The following is a 17,767-nucleotide window of genomic DNA, read 5'->3' on the forward strand; positions in this document are numbered from 1 at the left end:
GCCGCTCAACACCAGCACAAAAGCGCGCTTGGCGTGGCAAGTGCGGGGCGCGTGCAACGCGACACGCACGGGGGTGGGTGGGTGGGCCGCGCCAAGCGCGCTTTTGCCCCGCCCTACCCGGCCAGCGCATCCATGCGTTTGGCAAGACGCACATCAAGTTCCGACAAACCACCCACATCATGCGTGCTTAATGTCACAGAGACGGTCTTGTAGACATTGAACCATTCCGGGTGGTGCCCCATCTTCTCAGCTACCAGCGCCACGCGGGTCATCCAGCCGAACGCCTCGACAAAATTTTCAAAAACGAATTCCTTGGTAATGGCATCGCGCCCCTCGACCATGCTCCAGCCCGCATCCTTCAGCGGGTCCAGCATAGTGCGATCTGTCAGTTTCTCAGCCATGTTTACCTCCGTCCGTTTTGCGAAATGGTGCGTAATCTGCCAGGGCGCGCATTTCATATTCGATTGCGCGCCCCTCTTCCGACAGATACCCCGCCACAGCCCTGTGAAACCCCGACTCGGGGAAGTAATGCAGCGAATGCACCCTTGAAGGCATGTAACCCCGCGCAAGCTTGTGGGTTCCTTGTGCACCCGCCTCAACCCGGCCCAGCCCGCGCGCAATCGCGAAATCCATTGCCTGATAGTAACACAGTTCGAAATGCAGGCAGGGATGATCCTCAATGCAGCCCCAATAGCGCCCGAACAGCACATCCTGCCCGATGAAATTCAGAGCGCCTGCGACAGGTTCGCCGTCCCGCTCGGCCAGTACCAGAAGCACATCATCGCGCATCTGGTCCTGCACCAGATCAAAAAAGGCCCGCGTCAGATAGGGTGTGCCCCATTTGCGCGCGCCTGTGTCCTGATAGAACTGCCAGAACGCATCCCAATGCGCCGGTTCCAGCGCATCGCCCGTCAGGGCGCGGATGGTGCCGCCAAACCCCTGCGCTGTGGCGCGTTCCTTGCGGATGGTCTTGCGCTTGCGCGACGAGAGTTCCGCCAGAAAGCCCTCAAAATTCTGAAATCCCGGATTTTCCCAATGAAACTGCTCTGTCACCCGGTGCAGAAAGCCCTGCTCTGTGCCAAGTTCCGCCTCTGCTTCCGTACAGAAGGTCACATGCGCCGAAGACAAGCGGTTATCCCGCGCAATCTGCGCCATGCCCTTCAAGATTGCCGCTGTGCCTTGCGGCTCGAAGCCCGGTTTGCATAAAAACCGCCGGCCTGTGGCCGGGGTGAACGGCACTGCGATCTGCAATTTCGGGTAATACTGCCCCCCTGCCCGTGCATAGCCCTGCGCAAAGGCATGGTCGAAAATATATTCCCCCTGTGAATGCGACTTCACATAAAGCGGGGCAGCAGCGATCAGATCACTGCCCTGATGCACCAGAATATGCCGCGGCTCCCACCCTGTGCCCGCGCCCACTGATCCCGACTGCTCCAGCGCGTGTAGGAACCGATGCGTGGTAAACGGGTCAAGCGGGGGCTGCGCGCCCTCGGGGTTGGCGCAGGCATCCCAGAGAGCGGGATCAATCTGACCCAGATCGCTGTTCAGCGTGACCGAGAGCGCGCAGTCATCCATTACATCGCCGCCAATAGCGCCTCACCAGCCGAAACTTCGCACACGCCCGGGCCTTCCTCGACATGCAGCAGGCTGACAGTGCCATCCTCGACCACCATCGCGTAGCGTTTGGACCGGCCGATCAACCCGGCAGGCGGTGCGTCGAAACTCATGCCGATCGCCTTGGTAAACCCGCCCGTCCCATCGGCCAGCAAGGTCAGACCTGCGGCGTTCGCACCCGTCGCCTCGCCCCATGCTTTCATCACAAAAGGGTCATTGACGGACAGACAGACGATTTCATCCACACCCTTGGCAGAGAATTCCTCTTTGGTGCGAATGAAGCTGGGGACATGCGCCGAATGGCAGGTGGGCGTGAATGCGCCCGGAACAGCAAAAAGCACGATCTTGCGGCCCTTGGTCAGGCTGGAGAGGTCAACTTGCTCTGGCCCGTTTTCGCCCATACGGCTGAAGCTGGCCTCTGGCAATTTGTCCCCTGGTGCGAGTGTCATGGATTGGCTCCTGTGTTGGTTGAGGTTATTTGTCCTCGGAACATAGCGTAACGTGCCACAGCGGCCAGAGGGGCAGAAGCAGAATGAACAGAATTGTGGTTATTGGTGCCGGTCAGGCCGGGGCGTCGCTGGTCGCCAAATTGCGGGCGCTGGGCTTTTCCGGGCAGATCACCCTGATCGGGGAAGAGTCCGTTCCACCCTATCAGCGCCCGCCCCTGTCAAAAGCCTATCTTTTGGGCGAGATGACGCAAGAGCGGCTGTTTCTGCGCCCTGAAAGTTTTTATGTAGACCAGAGAATTGATCTACATCTTGGCGCTGCCGTTGACCATATCGACCGCGGCGAACAGCTTGTGCGCCTTGGCGACAAGGTTCTGCCCTATGACGCTTTGGCCCTGACCACAGGTTCAACCCCGCGCAGACTGCCCGCCATGATCGGCGGCGCGCTTGGCGGGGTGCATGTCGTGCGCACCCTTGCAGATGTTGACGCAATGGCCCCGGATTTCACCGCCGGTCGCCGTGTGGTCATTGTGGGGGGCGGCTATATCGGGCTGGAAGCAGCCGCCGTGGCCGCCAAAAAGGGGCTACAGGTCACTGTTTTGGAAATGGCCCCGCGCATCTTGCAGCGTGTCGCCGCGCCAGAGACATCGGCCGCGATTCAGGCACTGCACGAAGGCCACGGCGTGCGTTTCATGCTTGCGACCGGATTGGAACGGATCGAGGGCGACAGCCATGTGACTGGCGTCGCCTTAAGCGATGGCACGCGGCTTGATGCAGATTTCGTGATTGCGGGCATCGGCGTCACCCCCGCAACAGACCTGGCCGAGGCGGCCGGGTTGATGGTCGAGAACGGCATCAAGGTCGATGCGCAGGGCCGCACATCGGACCCGCATATCTGGGCCGCGGGCGATTGCGCGGCCTTCCCCTATCGCGGCACATCCTTAAGGCTGGAAAGCGTGCAGAATGCCATTGATCAGGCCGAGCTTGTGGCGGGAAACATGCTTGGCGCGGGTAAGGAGTATGACCCGGTGCCGTGGTTCTGGTCGGATCAGTATGACATGAAATTGCAGATCGCGGGGCTGAATACCGGCTATGACCGCGTTGTCGTCCGCCAAAGCGATGCGCCAAGCCACTGGTATTTCGCGGGCGACAAGTTTCTGGCCGTCGATGCGATGGGCGACGCGCGCGCATTCATGGTGGGCAAGCGGCTGCTGGAAATGGGGCGCAGCCCCGACCCGGCCGCCCTTGCGGACCCGCAGAGAGACCTCAAGGCGCTTTTGCGCGCATGAGGATCATTGGTGGCAAATATCGCGGATTGAAACTGGCCGATATTGGCGAAGGCGATGCACAGGCGCATCTGCGCCCGACCTCGGACCGGGTCCGCGAGGCGATCTTCAATCTGCTGATCAACGGCAGCCATGCGCTGCCACTCGACGGCGCGCGCGTGCTGGACCTTTTCGCAGGGACGGGCGCGCTGGGTCTGGAAGCGCTTTCGCGCGGGGCTGCACATTGCACCTTTGTCGATGACGGCGCGGCTGCGCGCGCGGCGCTGCGCGCCAATATCGAGAAAATGCGCGCGATGGGCTGCACCAAAGTGTTCCGCCGCGACGCAACCCGTCTTGGCGAAAATCGCGGCCCCGGCTTTTCGTTAGTCTTTCTCGACCCGCCCTATGGCAAAAGCCTCGGCGAGGCGGCGCTTGGCGCGGCCCTGTCGGACGGCTGGATCGCACCGGATGCCCGGATCATCTGGGAAGAAGCCAGCCCACAACTGCCCCCGGCAGGGTTTGAACTACTGGACCAGCGCCGCTATGGCGAAACCCATGTCACTTTTTTGCGCCGCAAGGAGGCCCCATGACACCCGCGCTTGTAATCTTCGACTGCGATGGTGTGATCGTGGACAGTGAACCCCTGACCCTGAACCTGCTGCGCGACGATCTGGAACAGCGTGGCTTGCCGCTTGAGGTGGCTCAAGTCACCTCCTTGTTTGTCGGCGGCACCATCGCAGGCGTTGCAACGCGCGCGGCCGAACTGGGCGCAACCATTCCCGAAGGCTGGGTGGCAGATATGTATGCCCGCATCTATGCGCTTCTGGAACGCGGGGTCGAGGTGATTCCGGGCGTGCTGCAGGTGATGGACATGCTTGACCGGGCGGCGATTCCCTATTGCGTTGCGTCCAACGGGCGCATGGCCAAGATGGAAATCACCCTTGGCCAGCACCCAGCCCTATGGGCGCGGATGCAAGGGCGCATGTTTTCCGCCGAACATGTGGCGGCCCCGAAACCCGCGCCTGACCTGTTTTTGCACGCGGCACGAACGCTGGGAACCGCGCCCGCCCATTGCGTGGTGATCGAGGACAGCGCCACAGGTGCCCGCGCTGCACGCAACGCCGCCATGCGCTGCTACGGCTTTGCCCCGCATGACACTGGCGCAGGGCTCGGCGCCGAGGGGGCGCAGGTCTTCCATGACATGGCCCATCTGCCCGAATTGCTTCGCCTGTAGCATTTTCTTGCTGAAAATACTCAGTCTTCGTCAGCGAAGGGCGACAGGTGGCAATGGCGCCGGCGGCGAGGGGAGTGCCTTGCCCCCCTTCACCCAAGCGCCTTACTTGGCCAGTGCGCGCGCGCCCGCCACGGTCAGCCCCGGCGACAGCGCATCCGGGTCCAGAACCAGCTCAATCACCGCTGGCAGCCCCGCATCTGTCGCGCGCTTGTAGGCGGCGGCGAAATCTTCTGTCCGCTCGACCCGTTCACCATGTCCGCCATATGCACGGGCAAGCGCCGCGTAATCTGGGTTGAACATCTGCGTGCCACTGATACGGCCCGGATAGGTCTTTTCCTGATGCATGCGGATGGTGCCATATTGGCCGTTATTGCACACGATCACCACGATATTGGCCCCGTATTGGCGCGCGGTTGACATCTCGTTCAGTGTCATCTGGAAACAGCCATCGCCTGCGAAACAGATTACAGGGCGGTCGGGGTGTTCCAGCTTGGCCGAAATCGCTGCTGGAAAGCCATAGCCCATCGACCCGGATGTGGGCGCCAGATGGCCCGGAAAGGCGCGCGCGCGCAGGTAGCGGTGCAGAAATGCCGCGTAATTGCCTGCACCATTGGTCACGATGGCATTGTCCGGCAGCATGTCGGAAAGCTGGTGAATTACCTGTTCCAGCTTCACCGCGCCGGGGGTTTCCAATGGTGTCACCCATGCCAGATAATCGTCATGCGCCGCGCGGGTCCATTCGGCCCAGTCCGGGTGATCCGGTGCCTTGCGCTGGCTCAGCTTCGCAATCACATCCACCGCTGGCGCAGCCAGCGCCAGATCGGGCCGGAACACGCGGCCCAATTCATCGGGGTCCGGGTGAATATGGATGATTGTCTTGCCGGGATTAGCCGGATCAAGCAACTCATACCCCCCTGTTGCGATATCCCCCAGACGAGAGCCCAGAACCAGCAGGCAATCCGCGTCGCGCACCCGCTGCGCAAGTTTCGGGTTCATGCCCACGGCCAGATCGCCCGCGTAATTCGGGTGGCGGTTGTCGATCCGGTCCATCCGGCGGAAAGTGACGCAGACAGGCAGGCCAAAATTCTCGGCAAATTGCCCAAGCGCCTGCGCCGTATCCGCCGACCAGACCGACCCGCCCGCAATCACCAAGGGCCGCTTGGCCTTGCACAGCATGTCCTGCACCGCGTCCAGTTGTTCGGAACAGACCGACGGCGGCGTGGGTGCAACTGCGGGCATATCCGGCACATCCGCTTGCGCAGACAGGATATTTTCGGGCAGCGCCAGCACCACAGGGCCGGGGCGACCGGAACTGGCCTGATGAAAGGCGCGGCTGATATATTCGGGCAGGCGCTCGGTATGGTCCACTTCGGCGGCCCATTTGGCAATAGGTTTGAAGAATTCGCGGTAATTCACTTCCTGAAACGCCTCGCGGTCGCGGTGGCGGTTGTCAATCTGGCCCACGAACATGATCAATGGCGTCGAATCCTGCCGCGCTACATGTATCCCACTGGACGCGTTGCTGGCCCCCGGCCCGCGCGTGACAAAGACCACACCGGGTTTTCCCGTCAGTTTGGCATGGGCTTCGGCCATCATGCAGGCCCCGCCCTCGTGGCGGCAAACGATATTGGTGATGCCCGACTCATACAGCCCATCCAGCGCTGCCAGAAAACTTTCGCCAGGCACCGAAAAGACCCGCGTGACGCCCTGCGCCTTCAACTGATCCACAAGAATCTGCCCGCCATGCCGTTGTACCATCGAACCCTCTTTTTTCACTTTTTCAACATCAGATTGAGAGATTTATCGCCACTGTGCAACCCGTCAGGATTGTCTTTCGTTCCCCTGATAATAGCTTGAACCCTGAACAGTAGCAGGAGAGATTATGTCTGATTTGAAATTGGTGGGCTTGTGCGGATCCCTTCGCAAAGAGTCCTGGAACCGAAAATTGATGCATGCCGCCAAAGATGCCTTTGGCCCGGCCGAATTTACCGAAGGCAACTTGCGCCTGCCCCTGTTTGACGAAGATCTGGAAGCGCAGGGCATGCCAGCAGAGGTTACGCAACTTAAGGAATTGATCGCCAATGCTGATGCCGTTGTGATTGCCTGCCCGGAATATAACAAGGCCCCGCCGGGGGTGCTGAAGAACGCGCTGGACTGGCTTAGCCGGGGCGGTGCACCGTGGAAGGACAAACCCGTCGCCATCGTCTCGGCCGCTGCGGGGCGTGCAGGTGGCGAGCGCACGCAATTCGCCCTGCGCCTGATGATGGTCGCATTCCGGCCCAATCTGTTGCAAGGGCCAGAAATGCTGCTTTCAAACCCGTCCAAAGCATTTGACGATCAAGGCAATCTGACAGACGAGGTCGCGGCCAAGTTGCTCAAGGAATTAATGCAGGATTTGCGCAGCGTCGCAGGATCGCGTTCAGACTGACACCAAGGCCCGCAAAAAAACGGCCATCGTCGCCAGATCACCAGACAGTTAGCGCGAAAACCTTGATTGGTGATGCAGCTTTTGGCACGCTTGTTCTCTCTGAATTAGGGAGGGCAACCAATGAGCGTGACCAAAGAAGCAAATATTGCCCCTGTCGATATCGCGCGCGACCTGTCTGAAAGCGATCTGCGCGCGGCACTGGCTTCGGGCTGGAGTGATTTCAAGGCCTACCCCGCCTTCGGGCTGTTTTTCGCGGCCTTCTATGTGCTGGGCGGGATTGCGCTGTATTTCGGGCTGTTTGCACGCGGAGAGGCGGCGTGGTTCATCCCCATAGCGGCGGGGTTTCCACTATTCGCGCCCTTTGCGGCGGTTGGCCTGTATGAAGTCAGCCGCCGCCGCGAGGCTGGCGAACCGATGGATTGGGGCGCAATCTTGGGCGCGATGCGCGGGCGCGGGGATGAACAATTGCTGGTGATGGGTGTGGTCGTCCTGATCGTCTTTGGCTTCTGGATCATTCTGGCGCGCGGGATTTTCGCAATCTTTCTGGCGCAATCTGGCATTGGCACCGAATCGCTTGCCTTGCTGGCAACCGCGCCGGGTATCATGATGCTGCTGGTCGGATCACTGGCCGGGGCGCTGGTCGCGGTGGCGCTGTTCGCGATTACCGTGGTCAGCCTGCCCATGTTGCTGGAACGCGATGTCGATTTCATGACCGCCATGATTGTCAGCCTCGAAACAGTGCGCGCGAACCCGCAGGTCATGCTGAAATGGGCTGCCATAATTGCAGCAAGCCTGTTTGTCGCAATGCTGCCGCTGTTTCTGGGCCTGTTCGTGGCGTTGCCGGTACTGGGCCATGCGACATGGCATATCTACCGCCGCGCGGTCGCCAGCCCCGCGGTCTGACACACAACCGCACCCGGCGCGCGTGGGGGGTTGGAACCTGCCACGCGCCCTCCTATACCGATAGCAGATGCGTTTTCGGAGAAGGCAAATGTCCAACCCTACTGCTGCAATGCTTGTTATCGGTGATGAAATCCTCTCAGGCCGGACCCGCGACGCGAATATGCATTTTCTGGCCGGACAACTGGCGCTGCGCGGGATAGACCTGTGCGAAGTGCGCATTGTCACTGACCAGCATGACAAGATCGTGGCCGCCCTGAATGCGCTGCGCGCAGAGTATGACAATGTCTTCACCTCTGGCGGGATCGGCCCCACACATGACGACATCACCGCCGATGCGGTTGCGGCCGCCTTCGGGGTCGGGCTGGATATCCGCGACGACGCGCGCGCCATTCTGGCCGAACATTACACCCGTACGGGGCTGGAGTTGAACGCCGCGCGCCTACGCATGGCGCGCATTCCAGACGGCGCAACGCTGATCGACAATCCGGTGTCCAGCGCACCGGGCTTCTCGATCGGGAATGTGCATGTCATGGCAGGGGTGCCAGCCGTGTTTCAGGCGATGGTTGCGGCCCTTCTGCCCGGACTTGCTGCAGGGGCTGCACTCTACAGCCAGAACCTGACCATCCCGCGCGGCGAGGGCGAAATTGCCGCTGACCTGAAAACGCTGGCAGAGGCATTCCCGGATCTTTCCATCGGGTGCTACCCGTTCCAGCGCGATGGCGCATTCGGGGCCAATGTCGTGGTGCGCGGTGCGGACAAAGCGAAAGTGGACGCCGCCCTTGTCAAACTGGCAGCGCTGTTCCCAGAGGCCGTTGCGTGAGTTTGCCAGAGGCGGGCAAACTTGTCGCCGCACTGGATGCGACCTGGCCGGCACTGACAACCCACAGGCAGGATGGCTGGGTGCTGCGTGACGGGGCGGGCGGGGGCAAGCGCGTCTCGGCCGCCAGCCCCATGCGCGAAGATGCCCCTGTCGAGGTTGCAGAAGACTGGATGCGCGCACGCGGACAGACCCCGTTGTTCAGGCTGGGGGCCGCTGATAGCGCCCTTGACGCGGTTCTGACCGGGCGCGGCTACCGGTTGCTGGACCCGACACGCATCTATGCCGGAGATGCTGAAACGCTGGCGCGCAAGCCCGGTCATGTCCAACTGTTTAATATCTGGCCCCCTTTGGCAATCATGCGCGATATCTGGGCAGAGGGCGGCATCGGCGCGCAGCGCCTTGCCGTGATGGGCCGTGCCGGCGCGCCCAAGACCGGATTTGTCGCCCGCATTGAAGACCGCGCTGCGGGGGTTGCGTTCTGTGCATTGCATGAGGGTATTGCCATGCTGCACGCGATTGAGGTGTTGCCCCATATGCGGCGCAAGGGGGTAGGCGCGCTGATCGTGCAGGGGGCGGCATGGTGGGCACAGACGCAGGGCGCACATACGCTGGCCCTGGCCGTGACAGACGCGAATACAGGCGCCTGTGCGCTGTATGAACGCCTCGGGATGCAGGTCTGCACCCGCTATCATTACCGCGCCGGGGACGAGAGGGAGGGATTGCAATGACACAACAGCAAGTCACACGGCTGGATCTGCCAGCCACGGACGAGATACCGGACCGCACACAGCGCTATCTGGAGATTTGCGAAGAAAAGCTGGGCATGGTGCCGAATGTTCTGCGCGCCTATCTGTTCGATATGACCAAATTCGATGCTTTCGTGGCGATGTATAATGACCTGATGCTGGGCGAGAGCGGATTGAGCAAGCTGGAACGCGAGATGATCGCGGTCGTTGTCTCGTCAATCAATCGGTGCTGGTATTGTCAGGTGGCGCATGGCGCGGCAGTGCGAGAGCTTTCGGGCGACCCGGCTTTGGGCGAGGCGATGGTCATGAATTACCGCGCCGCGCCGCTGGACATGCGCACGCGCGCCATGCTGGATTTCGCGGCCCTTGTGACCGAGGCCAGCGCCAAGATCGGCGAAGCAGAGCGCGACACATTGCGCGCGCAGGGTCTCACCGACCGGGATATTTTCGACATTATCGCAGTGGTCGGTTTTTTCTCGATGACAAACCGGATCGCTTCGGCCACGGGGATGGAGCCGAACCCGGAATATCACGCGCAAGCCCGCTGAGATCTTGCGCAGATGGACAAGGGGGACGGGGGGCGGCTGCCCCCCGGCATCTGTGGTCTGCGACCACAGCTGAGCCCCCCGCCCCAAAGGGGGGCAAGCCCCCCCTTGGGAAACCCCCTTGAGTATTTCTGGCAAGAAAATGTGGGCGGTCAGGTCTATGCGGGCTTATCAAACAGGCCGCTTAAGGCGCGGCTCATGACCTGACTGGTTCGCGGGCGGGGCAATGCCTGAAATGGCAAGGGGCGGCAGATGTCCATTGCCGCGATCCCCAGCCGTGCGGTCAGCGCGCCATTGACCACCCCCTCGCCAAACCGGCGCGAGAATTTGGAGATGATGCTGCCCGAAGCGACAGAGCCGATCATGTCTTCGCCGACCGCGACTGCGCCGGTCGCGAGAAGATGGGCAATCACACCGCGCAACAGGCGCAAGCTGCCCAGTGTGCCTGCGCGCCCGCCGTAGATTTCGGCAATCCGGCGGATCATGCGCAGATTGGTGACAAGCGCCGCAAGCACATCGACCAGCGCAAGGGGAATCAGGGCTGTCAGAAGCGCAACCTGACGCGCGGCACTTTCGACCTCGCGCCGGGCGCGGGCATCGAGTTCTGCCAGCAAGGTGCTTTCAGCAAGCGCGAGCAGCCCTTCGGAGTCGAGTTGGTCGGGGGCCATTTCTGTCAGCCGTGCACGCGCCCAGCGCATGTCGCTGCGCGCAGTGTAAAGCCTGTCCAGTGCCGTGATGACGGCCAATGCGCTGGCGCGGGTTGCAGTTTCGCGGGCCTCTTGTGCCTGTCGGCGCAGCGTGTCAATCCGGCGCAAACGACGAAACCCGGCCCATTCGCGCAAGGCCATCACCAACCCTGCAACTGCAACACCCGCCAGCAGAACAAGCGCCAAGATGCCAAGGACGGTATTGCGCGCGACGAGCGAGGTCACGAAATCCCACGCGTTCACGCTGACGACAAGCACGATGAACCCGATGACCGCACTTAGCCCCAGCCGCGCCCAGAGGGACAAGCGCGCGCGACCTGCGCGCAGCGCCATCTGCATGGCGCGCCCCTCGGGCGGGGGCAGGTCATCATCGGGGGGGGGCGGGGCGGTGCCCGGGTCGAATTCCGCCCCCTCCGGCAGGTCGATCAGCAGCGGTTTTGGCGTTTTCATCGCAACACATCCCCCAGCAGGAATTCGGCTGCCGCATCCAGTCGGATATGGGGCAGCCCATCACCGGGCGCACGCGTCAGCGGGGCTGGGGCAAACCGCATGATCTGATAATCGACATCAAGCCAATGCGCCGCCCCTGCGCGCGCGGGCCCGACAAGCTGCATGGGATCATCCGGCAACTCGCCCGCATAAAATGCAGCCTGTCGCCCTGTATCCAGCAAGCGTCCGCGCACACAATCCAATGACTGCCCGTCGCGGTCATGGGTTTCCTCGATTGTGGCGCGCAGCGCGGCAAGCGCCAGCGCCTGTGTCCTTGCCCCTGCAAAATCAGCCCGGTCACGCGACTGGCGCAACAGCGCGGCCATGATCGCGGTCAGTCTTGCGTGCTGGCTATGATGCAAATGGTCTGCCTTGGTCGCGGCGAACAGGATACGCTCGACCCGCCGTCCGCCCAGCAACCGCGCAAGCCATGCATTGCGCCCCGGTCGGAAGGCGGACAGCAATTCGGTCAATGTCTGGCCAAGGCGGTCCACGGCCTCTGGCCCGGCATGAATTGCGCCCAACACATCTGCCAGCACCACCTGCCGGTCAATCCGGGCGAAGTGGTCGCGAAAGAACGGCCGGATGACCTGTGCCTTGTATGCGTCAAAGCGACGCGCCATTTCGCGCACAAGCGCGCCGCGCCCGCCTGCCCCCGCCAACGGCACAAAGGTCAGCACCGGAGAGCCTGCCAGTTCACCGGGCAAGAGAAACCGCCCCGGAGTAATGTCGGGCAGCCCCAAGGCGCGGGCCTGTTGCAGATAGCGGGTGAAGGCCTCTGTCAGTCTTTGGGCTGTCGCCTCGTCATGCGGGGCCGTGGCATCAGTCGCCCGAAGCTGCGCCAGAACATCGGCGGCGAAGTCGCGCTTTTCCATGCGTGCCAGCACCTCGGCACTCCATTGCGCATAGGATTTGTCCAGCAAGACGAGATCCAGCAGCCATTCGCCGGGATAGTCGATAATATCTATATGACGCACGCGCGCCGAGCGCATACCTGCCAGCATGCCGCCGGGCCGGATGCGAAACGACAGGCGCAATTGCGAGATATGGCGCGTGCTGTCAGGCCAATGCGGGTCAGGGCCGGTCAGCGCGGCCAGATGGCGCTCGTATTCAAAGCGGGGCAGTGTGTCATCGGGTTGGGGTTGCAGAAACGCCGCCTCAATATGGCCGCCCGCAACAGCGCCCATCCGGCCCATGCGCCCGCGGTCCAGCAAATTGGCCACCAGCGAGGTGATGAACACTGTCTTGCCGGCCTGACTGAGGCCCGTGACACCAAGCCGCAGCGTAGGTTCAAAAAATGTTTCGGAAATCGTATCGGTCACGCCTGTGGTCACGCGGTCCACACCGCGCAATGCCCCATCTGCCAGACGTCCGATCACCATGCTCTGCCCCCTTGTCGTAATGTCAGATAAGGGGGCAGGCCGGTGTATGCCAGTATCAGAGCCAGGAAAAGAAACCGGCAGGCGCGCGAGCGCGCAACCTTGCCGCCAGGTCGCGCCCCAGATCAGCGCCATCGGCAATCGACGCGCGGCCTTCCTCGAACAGCCGCTCGGACCCGTCGGGGCGCAAGATTTCGCCACGCAGCCAGATTTCGTCCCCCTCGATCAGCGCCAGCCCGGCAATCGGCGTTTCGCAAGACCCGTCCAGCGCTGCAAGAAAGGCCCTTTCTGCGGCCAGACGCTGCGTTGTTTCCAGATCGTTGAGCGGGGCCAGCATTTCGGCCATGCGCGCGTCATCGGCGCGGCGTTCAATCCCGATCGCGCCTTGGGCGATGGCAGGCAGCATGTCTTCGGGCGCGATGGCGGATTGCGCCACCTCGACCATATTCAGCCGGTGCAGCCCGGCCATAGCCAGAAAGGTGCAATCGGCCACGCCATCATCCAGCTTTTTCAGCCGTGTCTGCACATTGCCACGAAATTCAACCACTTTCAGGTCAGGGCGACGGTTCAGCAGTTGCGCGCGGCGGCGCAGGCTGGAAGTGCCAACAACCTGACCGGGCGCCAGATCAGCCAGAGTTTTCACATGGCGCGAGACAAAGGCATCGCGCGTGTCTTCGCGCGGCAGGTAGCAGTCCAGCAGCAAACCCTGCGGCTGTTCTGTCGGCATGTCCTTCATCGAATGCACGGCAATGTCGATGCGGCCCTCGATCATCGCCTCTTCGATTTCCTTGGTGAACAGGCCCTTGTTGCCGATTTCCTTCAAGGGGCGGTCCGCATCGATCAGGGTGCGGTCATCGCCAGTGGTCTTGATGACCACAATCTCGAAAGCGGCCTCTGGCAGGGCATGGGCCGCCATCAGGCGGGCGCGTGTCTCATGGGCCTGCGCCAAGGCCAGCGGAGAGCCGCGTGTGCCAATCTTCAGGGGCTGGTCGGGGGTCGGGTAGCTGTGTGTCATACGCCCTGATTAGCCACGATGCGCGGCCCTGACAAGCGCAGAGTGTATCGCAGACTTGACATTGCGCGCCGGTCTTGGGACGAGGACAGGACCAAGGAGAAACCCACATGACTGCGACTGCCCCCACCAAGACTATTTTGCGCGCCCTTGCAGGCGAAACGCTGCCCACACCGCCGATCTGGATGATGCGTCAGGCCGGGCGATACCTGCCCGAATACAAGGCCACGCGCGCGCAGGCAGGCGATTTCCTGTCGCTATGCTATAATCCCGAACTGGCCGCCGAAGTGACCTTGCAGCCGATCCGGCGCTACGGGTTTGATGCCGCGATTCTGTTTGCCGATATCCTGCTTGTGCCACAGGCACTGGGGGCGGATCTGTGGTTTGTGACCGGCGAAGGGCCGCGCCTGTCTACATTGAATGACATGGTCGGGGTTGAGGCGCTGAAACCTGTAGACGCGATTCACGACACCCTGTCGCCGGTTTATGAAACGGTCAAGATTCTGTCGCGCGAATTGCCCGCCGAGACGACATTGATCGGCTTTGCCGGCGCGCCCTGGACAGTGGCCACCTATATGATCGCCGGGCGCGGCACACCGGATCAGGCCCCCGCCCATGCCATGCGCGAAGGCGCGCCAGAGGCTTTTGATGCGCTGATTGACCGGATCACGGCGGCCACCATCGAATATCTGTCCATGCAGATTGACGCCGGGGCCGAAGTGGTCAAGATTTTTGACAGCTGGGCCGGGTCACTGAAGGGCGACGCGTTCCTGCGCTATTCGCTGGAACCCGCGCGCAAGATCACCGCCGCGTTGAAAGCCCGCCACCCCGGCATTCCCGTCATCGCCTTCCCACGCGAGGCGGGTGATGGCTATATCGGGTTCGCCCGCGCCACCCGGGCCGATTGCGTGGCCATCGACAATTCGGTTTCCCCCGAATGGGCGGCCGAGCATGTGCAGGTTGATGGCTGCGTGCAGGGCAATCTTGCTTCCAGCCATATGGTGACAGGCGGGCAGGCGCTGGTAGACGCGACCGAACGTGTTGTCCGCGCCTTCCGCAACGGGCCGCATATCTTCAATCTGGGCCACGGGATTACACCTGACGCTGACCCTGAGAATGTGGCGCTGATGATCGAGACTGTGCGCAATTGTCGCGACTGAAGACACCAACCTCATGCGGCCCAAAGCATTTCCGGGCCGCGTGAGGAACACCCCGTCCCTACCAGTGATGCACAAACACGCCGCGCGGGGCAGGTGCTGGTTCCAAGATCACGAAAAATCGGGTTTGTGCATGTCATTGCACAGAATACGCCTTAGTCACTTGGTTTATTTGGGCTAGTTTTTGACACCTGACACAAGATACCCGATGACTGCTTGGAGAGGGCGTTGCAGTCTTTGAGCAGCGCGGAATCAAGGCCGAAGGCCGCTGCGACTCAATGGGCCGCCCCCACGGCACGGCGATTTGGCTGCCACCAGCGCAAAGATTTAATTTTTCAGGGGCTTGGCCAGCATATAGCGCTACAGAGTAAACCTTGGATCGCCGCACCGCGGCCCGACGCTACGCGGCTTTGCACCCGGCTTTGCGATGACGACAAAGTCCCGCATAGCCACCTCTCACAAAAGCATCGCACGTGGCGCTGGAAACTTTCGTCAGGTGGCGAACACTAAATATTGAAAATCTGACAGCTTCTCGTATGCGCATGGGCAAGCCCGCGCCGGGCGGCAGCGCTTGGGGCGCGCAAAGGCCGCTTGCGACACGAAGCGTGCATGTGCAAGATTGCTTTGGCTTTTCCGCCTGTTGCCAAGGCTTTGCCCTGAAAGGAAACCAGCGTGCAACGTGTCACTGTCACTCTGCCCGGCCCCCTATGCGAAGAACTGGACCGCTATGTTACGGATCGTCGCTATGACAACCGCTCTGAAGCTGTGCGCGACCTATTGCGCACGGCCCTGCGCCAACCGGGCAGCACCGCCGAGGACGGCGAGGCAATGGGTGTTCTGTCCTATGTCTTTGACCACCACACCCGCGAATTGGCCAGCCGCCTGATGCACCATCACCACGACAACCACGCGCTGAGCGTCAGTACAAGCCATGTTCATCTGGACCATGACACTTGTTTGGAAACAGCAATCCTGCGCGGACCCATCGCCGCCTTGCAAGCCTATGCCGACGGTGTTCTGGGCCAGCGCGGGGTGAAACACGGCAATCTGTTCCTGATCCCGATAGAAACGAAAGCGCACGCGCATGACCACGGACATGGGCATACCAGCCATGAGCATGTGCATGTCAAAGACAGCTTCTGACACCAGAGTATGACAAAGTGGCGCGAGGAGTGTCAGGCCAGCCAATCGCGGAATTCGTCAATCACCTGCTGGTAGATCTGGCGTTTGAAAGGGACAATCGCGTGCAGCATCGCATCTGCCGCAATCCAGCGCCATTCCGAGAATTCAGGATGCGCCGTCTGGATATTGATCTGATCATCACGCCCCAGATAGCGCATCAGGAACCAGCGCTGTTGCTGGCCCTTGTAGCAACCGTTCCAGATATTCGGCACAATCTCGTGCGGCAGGTCATAGGCCAGCCAGTCGCGCGTCTCGGACAAGGGGGCGACCAGATCCGGCGTGACGCTGATTTCTTCCTGCAACTCTCGCAAGGCCGCCACGCCCGGATTTTCGCCTGCGTCAATCCCGCCCTGAGGCATCTGCCAGGCCGGGGTGGGGCTGTCTATGCGTTGTGCCGCAAAGATCAGCCCCTGCGCATTGATCAGAACAATCCCGACACAGGGGCGATAGGGCAGCTTCTCGATTTGCGCAGGCGTCATCGCTGACCGTTCAGGGCGGTCAGACCGCGCAGGATATCCAGCGCATAGGCAAGCTGATAATCTTCCTGACGCAACCGCGCCACATCTTCTGCTTTCTGACGCTCTTCTTCCATCTGGCGGCGCTCATCCTCGGACATGTCGTTATTCTCCAGACGGCCACGAAGGTCGTTTTCAGAACGGGTCCGGGGCGCTTCCTCTGCCTCGCCATCCTCGATAGGCTGGCGGCGCGGTTGTTCCACCACAATGTCAGGCGACACGCCCAGCGCCTGAATAGACCGGCCCGAGGGTGTGTAATACAAAGACGTGGTCAGACGGATCGCGCCATCCCCGCGCAATGGCATGACTGTCTGAACCGAGCCTTTGCCAAAGCTGCGCGTGCCCACGACAATCGCGCGGCGGTGGTCCTGCAAGGCACCGGCCACAATCTCGGATGCCGAGGCAGAGCCCGCATTGATCAGCACAACCAGCGGCTTGCCATCTATCAGATCGCCCGCCTGTGCGTTGAACCGTTCCCCCGCATCATCTTCGCGACCACGGGTCGAGACGATTTCACCCTGTTCAAGAAACGCATCCGACACCCGGATTGCCTGCGTCAGCAGGCCGCCGGGATTGTTGCGCATATCCAGCACAACGCCGCCGAGTTGATCCATTCCGCCCAGTTCCTCGATCGCCTCATTCAGGCCATCGCGCAGGTTTGGAAAGGTCTGTTCGTTAAACGTGGTAACGCGCAGCACGACAATATCACCTTCTGTGCGCACGCGGACCGCTTGCAGGCGGATGGTGTCACGGATGATCGACAGGTCGAACGGTTCGGACACCCCTTCACGCAGAATGGTCACGATAATCTCAGACCCGACCGGCCCGCGCATCAGGTCCACCGCCTGCGCCAAAGTCAGGCCCATCAACGACTCGCCATCGACATGGGTGATCAGGTCGCCCGGTTCCACACCCGCCACATCGGCCGGGGTGCCATCCATCGGGGTGACGACCTTGATGAACCCTTCTTCCTGCGTCACCTCAATACCCAAGCCCCCGAAAGAGCCACGGGTCTGGGTGCGCATATCGTCGAAATCATCGGGCGGCATGTAGCCGGAATGTGGGTCAAGCGACATGAGCATGCCGTTGATCGCCGCTTCGATCAGTTTGGCGGTATCAGGTTCTTCGACATATTGGTTGCGAATGCGCTCGAAGACATCGCCAAACAGGTCAAGCTGTTCGTAAACATTCGTTGTGCGCACCCGTTCCTGAGCCAGAAGCGGCCCGGCCACCTGTGTCGCAAGAAGAGCACCGCCAACAATGCCCCCGATACCTGCCATGACAAATCTTTTCATCCCGCTATCCTATCCTGCGCCGGCCCGCTT

General features: G+C 61.6%; 19 protein-coding genes. 10 read left to right on the plus strand and 9 right to left on the minus strand.

What is annotated here, in order from left to right; all coding sequences use genetic code 11:
* Positions 1-113: 113 nt before the first annotated feature.
* Genes EV660_RS13060 through EV660_RS13070 form a run of 3 tightly spaced genes read right to left on the minus strand, consistent with a single transcriptional unit; the run spans position 114 to position 2,063 of the window.
* Positions 114-401, minus strand: coding sequence for a 4a-hydroxytetrahydrobiopterin dehydratase (locus EV660_RS13060; protein ID WP_071479035.1), 288 nt, complete (start codon positions 399-401; stop codon positions 114-116).
* The gene (locus EV660_RS13065; protein ID WP_071479034.1) at positions 394-1,575 is read right to left on the minus strand and encodes a GNAT family N-acetyltransferase; all 1,182 of its coding nucleotides are present in this window, start codon (positions 1,573-1,575) and stop codon (positions 394-396) included. Before EV660_RS13065 ends, EV660_RS13060 begins: the two co-directional genes overlap by 8 nt.
* Positions 1,575-2,063 carry a peroxiredoxin gene (locus EV660_RS13070; RefSeq protein WP_071479033.1) on the minus strand — a complete coding sequence of 163 codons (489 nt, stop codon included), beginning with the start codon at positions 2,061-2,063 and terminating at the stop codon, positions 1,575-1,577. Before EV660_RS13070 ends, EV660_RS13065 begins: the two co-directional genes overlap by 1 nt.
* Positions 2,064-2,146: 83 nt before the next feature.
* Here EV660_RS13070 and EV660_RS13075 point away from each other — a divergent pair, with 83 nt between their 5' ends.
* From EV660_RS13075 to EV660_RS13085, 3 genes are read left to right on the plus strand one after another with little or no spacing between them, the layout of a single operon-like run.
* Positions 2,147-3,349, plus strand: a complete 1,203-nt coding sequence (locus EV660_RS13075) for an NAD(P)/FAD-dependent oxidoreductase (RefSeq protein WP_071479032.1) — start codon at positions 2,147-2,149, stop codon at positions 3,347-3,349.
* On the plus strand, positions 3,346-3,915 hold the full coding sequence (gene rsmD / locus EV660_RS13080; RefSeq protein WP_071479031.1) for a 16S rRNA (guanine(966)-N(2))-methyltransferase RsmD: 570 nt from the start codon (positions 3,346-3,348) through the stop codon (positions 3,913-3,915). The genes EV660_RS13075 and rsmD overlap by 4 nt, the downstream gene beginning before the upstream one ends.
* Positions 3,912-4,559, plus strand: a complete 648-nt coding sequence (locus EV660_RS13085; protein ID WP_071479030.1) for an HAD family hydrolase — start codon at positions 3,912-3,914, stop codon at positions 4,557-4,559. Before rsmD ends, EV660_RS13085 begins: the two co-directional genes overlap by 4 nt.
* A gap of 102 nt (positions 4,560-4,661) precedes the next feature.
* Here the strand turns inward: EV660_RS13085 and EV660_RS13090 are convergent, their stop codons facing one another.
* A complete protein-coding gene (locus tag EV660_RS13090; RefSeq protein WP_071479029.1) occupies positions 4,662-6,317 on the minus strand; it encodes a thiamine pyrophosphate-binding protein in 1,656 nt (551 codons plus the stop codon).
* Positions 6,318-6,441: 124 nt separating this feature from the next.
* Between EV660_RS13090 and EV660_RS13095 the strand changes: the two genes are divergently transcribed.
* The 5 genes from EV660_RS13095 to EV660_RS13115 all read left to right on the plus strand — a co-directional run bounded on the left by EV660_RS13095 (position 6,442) and on the right by EV660_RS13115 (position 10,004).
* The gene (locus tag EV660_RS13095) at positions 6,442-6,987 is read left to right on the plus strand and encodes an NADPH-dependent FMN reductase (protein ID WP_071479028.1); all 546 of its coding nucleotides are present in this window, start codon (positions 6,442-6,444) and stop codon (positions 6,985-6,987) included.
* A 120-nt stretch (positions 6,988-7,107) separates the two neighbouring features.
* A complete protein-coding gene (locus EV660_RS13100) occupies positions 7,108-7,890 on the plus strand; it encodes a DUF2189 domain-containing protein (protein ID WP_071479027.1) in 783 nt (260 codons plus the stop codon).
* Positions 7,891-7,978: 88 nt separating this feature from the next.
* Positions 7,979-8,710, plus strand: coding sequence for a competence/damage-inducible protein A (locus EV660_RS13105; RefSeq protein ID WP_071479026.1), 732 nt, complete (start codon positions 7,979-7,981; stop codon positions 8,708-8,710).
* Complete coding sequence (locus tag EV660_RS13110; protein WP_071479025.1) at positions 8,707-9,438, plus strand: GNAT family N-acetyltransferase; 732 nt, start codon at positions 8,707-8,709, stop codon at positions 9,436-9,438. Before EV660_RS13105 ends, EV660_RS13110 begins: the two co-directional genes overlap by 4 nt.
* The gene (locus EV660_RS13115) at positions 9,435-10,004 is read left to right on the plus strand and encodes a peroxidase-related enzyme (protein ID WP_071479024.1); all 570 of its coding nucleotides are present in this window, start codon (positions 9,435-9,437) and stop codon (positions 10,002-10,004) included. Before EV660_RS13110 ends, EV660_RS13115 begins: the two co-directional genes overlap by 4 nt.
* A 155-nt stretch (positions 10,005-10,159) precedes the next feature.
* Here EV660_RS13115 and EV660_RS13120 read toward each other — a convergent pair whose 3' ends face one another.
* From EV660_RS13120 to hemC, 3 genes are read right to left on the minus strand one after another with little or no spacing between them, the layout of a single operon-like run.
* The gene (locus tag EV660_RS13120; protein WP_071479023.1) at positions 10,160-11,158 is read right to left on the minus strand and encodes a YcjF family protein; all 999 of its coding nucleotides are present in this window, start codon (positions 11,156-11,158) and stop codon (positions 10,160-10,162) included.
* Complete coding sequence (locus tag EV660_RS13125; protein WP_071479022.1) at positions 11,155-12,579, minus strand: YcjX family GTP-binding protein; 1,425 nt, start codon at positions 12,577-12,579, stop codon at positions 11,155-11,157. Before EV660_RS13125 ends, EV660_RS13120 begins: the two co-directional genes overlap by 4 nt.
* Before the next feature lie 55 nt (positions 12,580-12,634).
* Entirely contained in the window at positions 12,635-13,591 is a 957-nt protein-coding gene (gene hemC / locus EV660_RS13130; protein ID WP_071479021.1) for a hydroxymethylbilane synthase, read from the minus strand.
* A 107-nt stretch (positions 13,592-13,698) separates the two neighbouring features.
* Here hemC and hemE point away from each other — a divergent pair, with 107 nt between their 5' ends.
* A complete protein-coding gene (gene hemE / locus EV660_RS13135; RefSeq protein ID WP_071479020.1) occupies positions 13,699-14,748 on the plus strand; it encodes a uroporphyrinogen decarboxylase in 1,050 nt (349 codons plus the stop codon).
* A 669-nt stretch (positions 14,749-15,417) separates the two neighbouring features.
* Complete coding sequence (gene nikR, locus EV660_RS13140) at positions 15,418-15,888, plus strand: nickel-responsive transcriptional regulator NikR (RefSeq protein ID WP_071479019.1); 471 nt, start codon at positions 15,418-15,420, stop codon at positions 15,886-15,888.
* Positions 15,889-15,920: 32 nt separating this feature from the next.
* On the opposite strand, the gene EV660_RS13145 is transcribed toward nikR, so the two are convergent.
* On the minus strand, positions 15,921-16,406 hold the full coding sequence (locus tag EV660_RS13145) for an RNA pyrophosphohydrolase (protein ID WP_071479018.1): 486 nt from the start codon (positions 16,404-16,406) through the stop codon (positions 15,921-15,923).
* Positions 16,403-17,737: a S41 family peptidase gene (locus tag EV660_RS13150; protein WP_071479017.1), complete on the minus strand. Its 1,335-nt coding sequence runs from the start codon at positions 17,735-17,737 to the stop codon at positions 16,403-16,405. Before EV660_RS13150 ends, EV660_RS13145 begins: the two co-directional genes overlap by 4 nt.
* Positions 17,738-17,767: the final 30 nt, after the last annotated feature.

This window comes from Roseinatronobacter bogoriensis DSM 18756 (assembly GCF_004366635.1).
Classification (GTDB): Bacteria; Pseudomonadota; Alphaproteobacteria; order Rhodobacterales; family Rhodobacteraceae; genus Roseinatronobacter; species Roseinatronobacter bogoriensis.

Bases quoted from the DNA above. Each gene is read 5' to 3' on its own strand.
- EV660_RS13085 (WP_071479030.1), top strand. From the start codon at position 3,912: ATGACACCCGCGCTTGTAATCTTCGACTGCGATGGTGTGATCGTGGAC.
- EV660_RS13075 (WP_071479032.1), top strand. From the start codon at position 2,147: ATGAACAGAATTGTGGTTATTGGTGCCGGTCAGGCCGGGGCGTCGCTG.
- hemC (WP_071479021.1), bottom strand. From the start codon at position 13,591: ATGACACACAGCTACCCGACCCCCGACCAGCCCCTGAAGATTGGCACA.
- hemE (WP_071479020.1), top strand. From the start codon at position 13,699: ATGACTGCGACTGCCCCCACCAAGACTATTTTGCGCGCCCTTGCAGGC.
- EV660_RS13150 (WP_071479017.1), bottom strand. From the start codon at position 17,737: ATGAAAAGATTTGTCATGGCAGGTATCGGGGGCATTGTTGGCGGTGCT.
- EV660_RS13095 (WP_071479028.1), top strand. From the start codon at position 6,442: ATGTCTGATTTGAAATTGGTGGGCTTGTGCGGATCCCTTCGCAAAGAG.
- EV660_RS13090 (WP_071479029.1), bottom strand. From the start codon at position 6,317: ATGGTACAACGGCATGGCGGGCAGATTCTTGTGGATCAGTTGAAGGCG.
- EV660_RS13105 (WP_071479026.1), top strand. From the start codon at position 7,979: ATGTCCAACCCTACTGCTGCAATGCTTGTTATCGGTGATGAAATCCTC.
- EV660_RS13115 (WP_071479024.1), top strand. From the start codon at position 9,435: ATGACACAACAGCAAGTCACACGGCTGGATCTGCCAGCCACGGACGAG.
- EV660_RS13060 (WP_071479035.1), bottom strand. From the start codon at position 401: ATGGCTGAGAAACTGACAGATCGCACTATGCTGGACCCGCTGAAGGAT.
- rsmD (WP_071479031.1), top strand. From the start codon at position 3,346: ATGAGGATCATTGGTGGCAAATATCGCGGATTGAAACTGGCCGATATT.
- EV660_RS13145 (WP_071479018.1), bottom strand. From the start codon at position 16,406: ATGACGCCTGCGCAAATCGAGAAGCTGCCCTATCGCCCCTGTGTCGGG.
- EV660_RS13070 (WP_071479033.1), bottom strand. From the start codon at position 2,063: ATGACACTCGCACCAGGGGACAAATTGCCAGAGGCCAGCTTCAGCCGT.
- EV660_RS13125 (WP_071479022.1), bottom strand. From the start codon at position 12,579: ATGGTGATCGGACGTCTGGCAGATGGGGCATTGCGCGGTGTGGACCGC.
- EV660_RS13065 (WP_071479034.1), bottom strand. From the start codon at position 1,575: ATGGATGACTGCGCGCTCTCGGTCACGCTGAACAGCGATCTGGGTCAG.
- EV660_RS13120 (WP_071479023.1), bottom strand. From the start codon at position 11,158: ATGAAAACGCCAAAACCGCTGCTGATCGACCTGCCGGAGGGGGCGGAA.
- EV660_RS13100 (WP_071479027.1), top strand. From the start codon at position 7,108: ATGAGCGTGACCAAAGAAGCAAATATTGCCCCTGTCGATATCGCGCGC.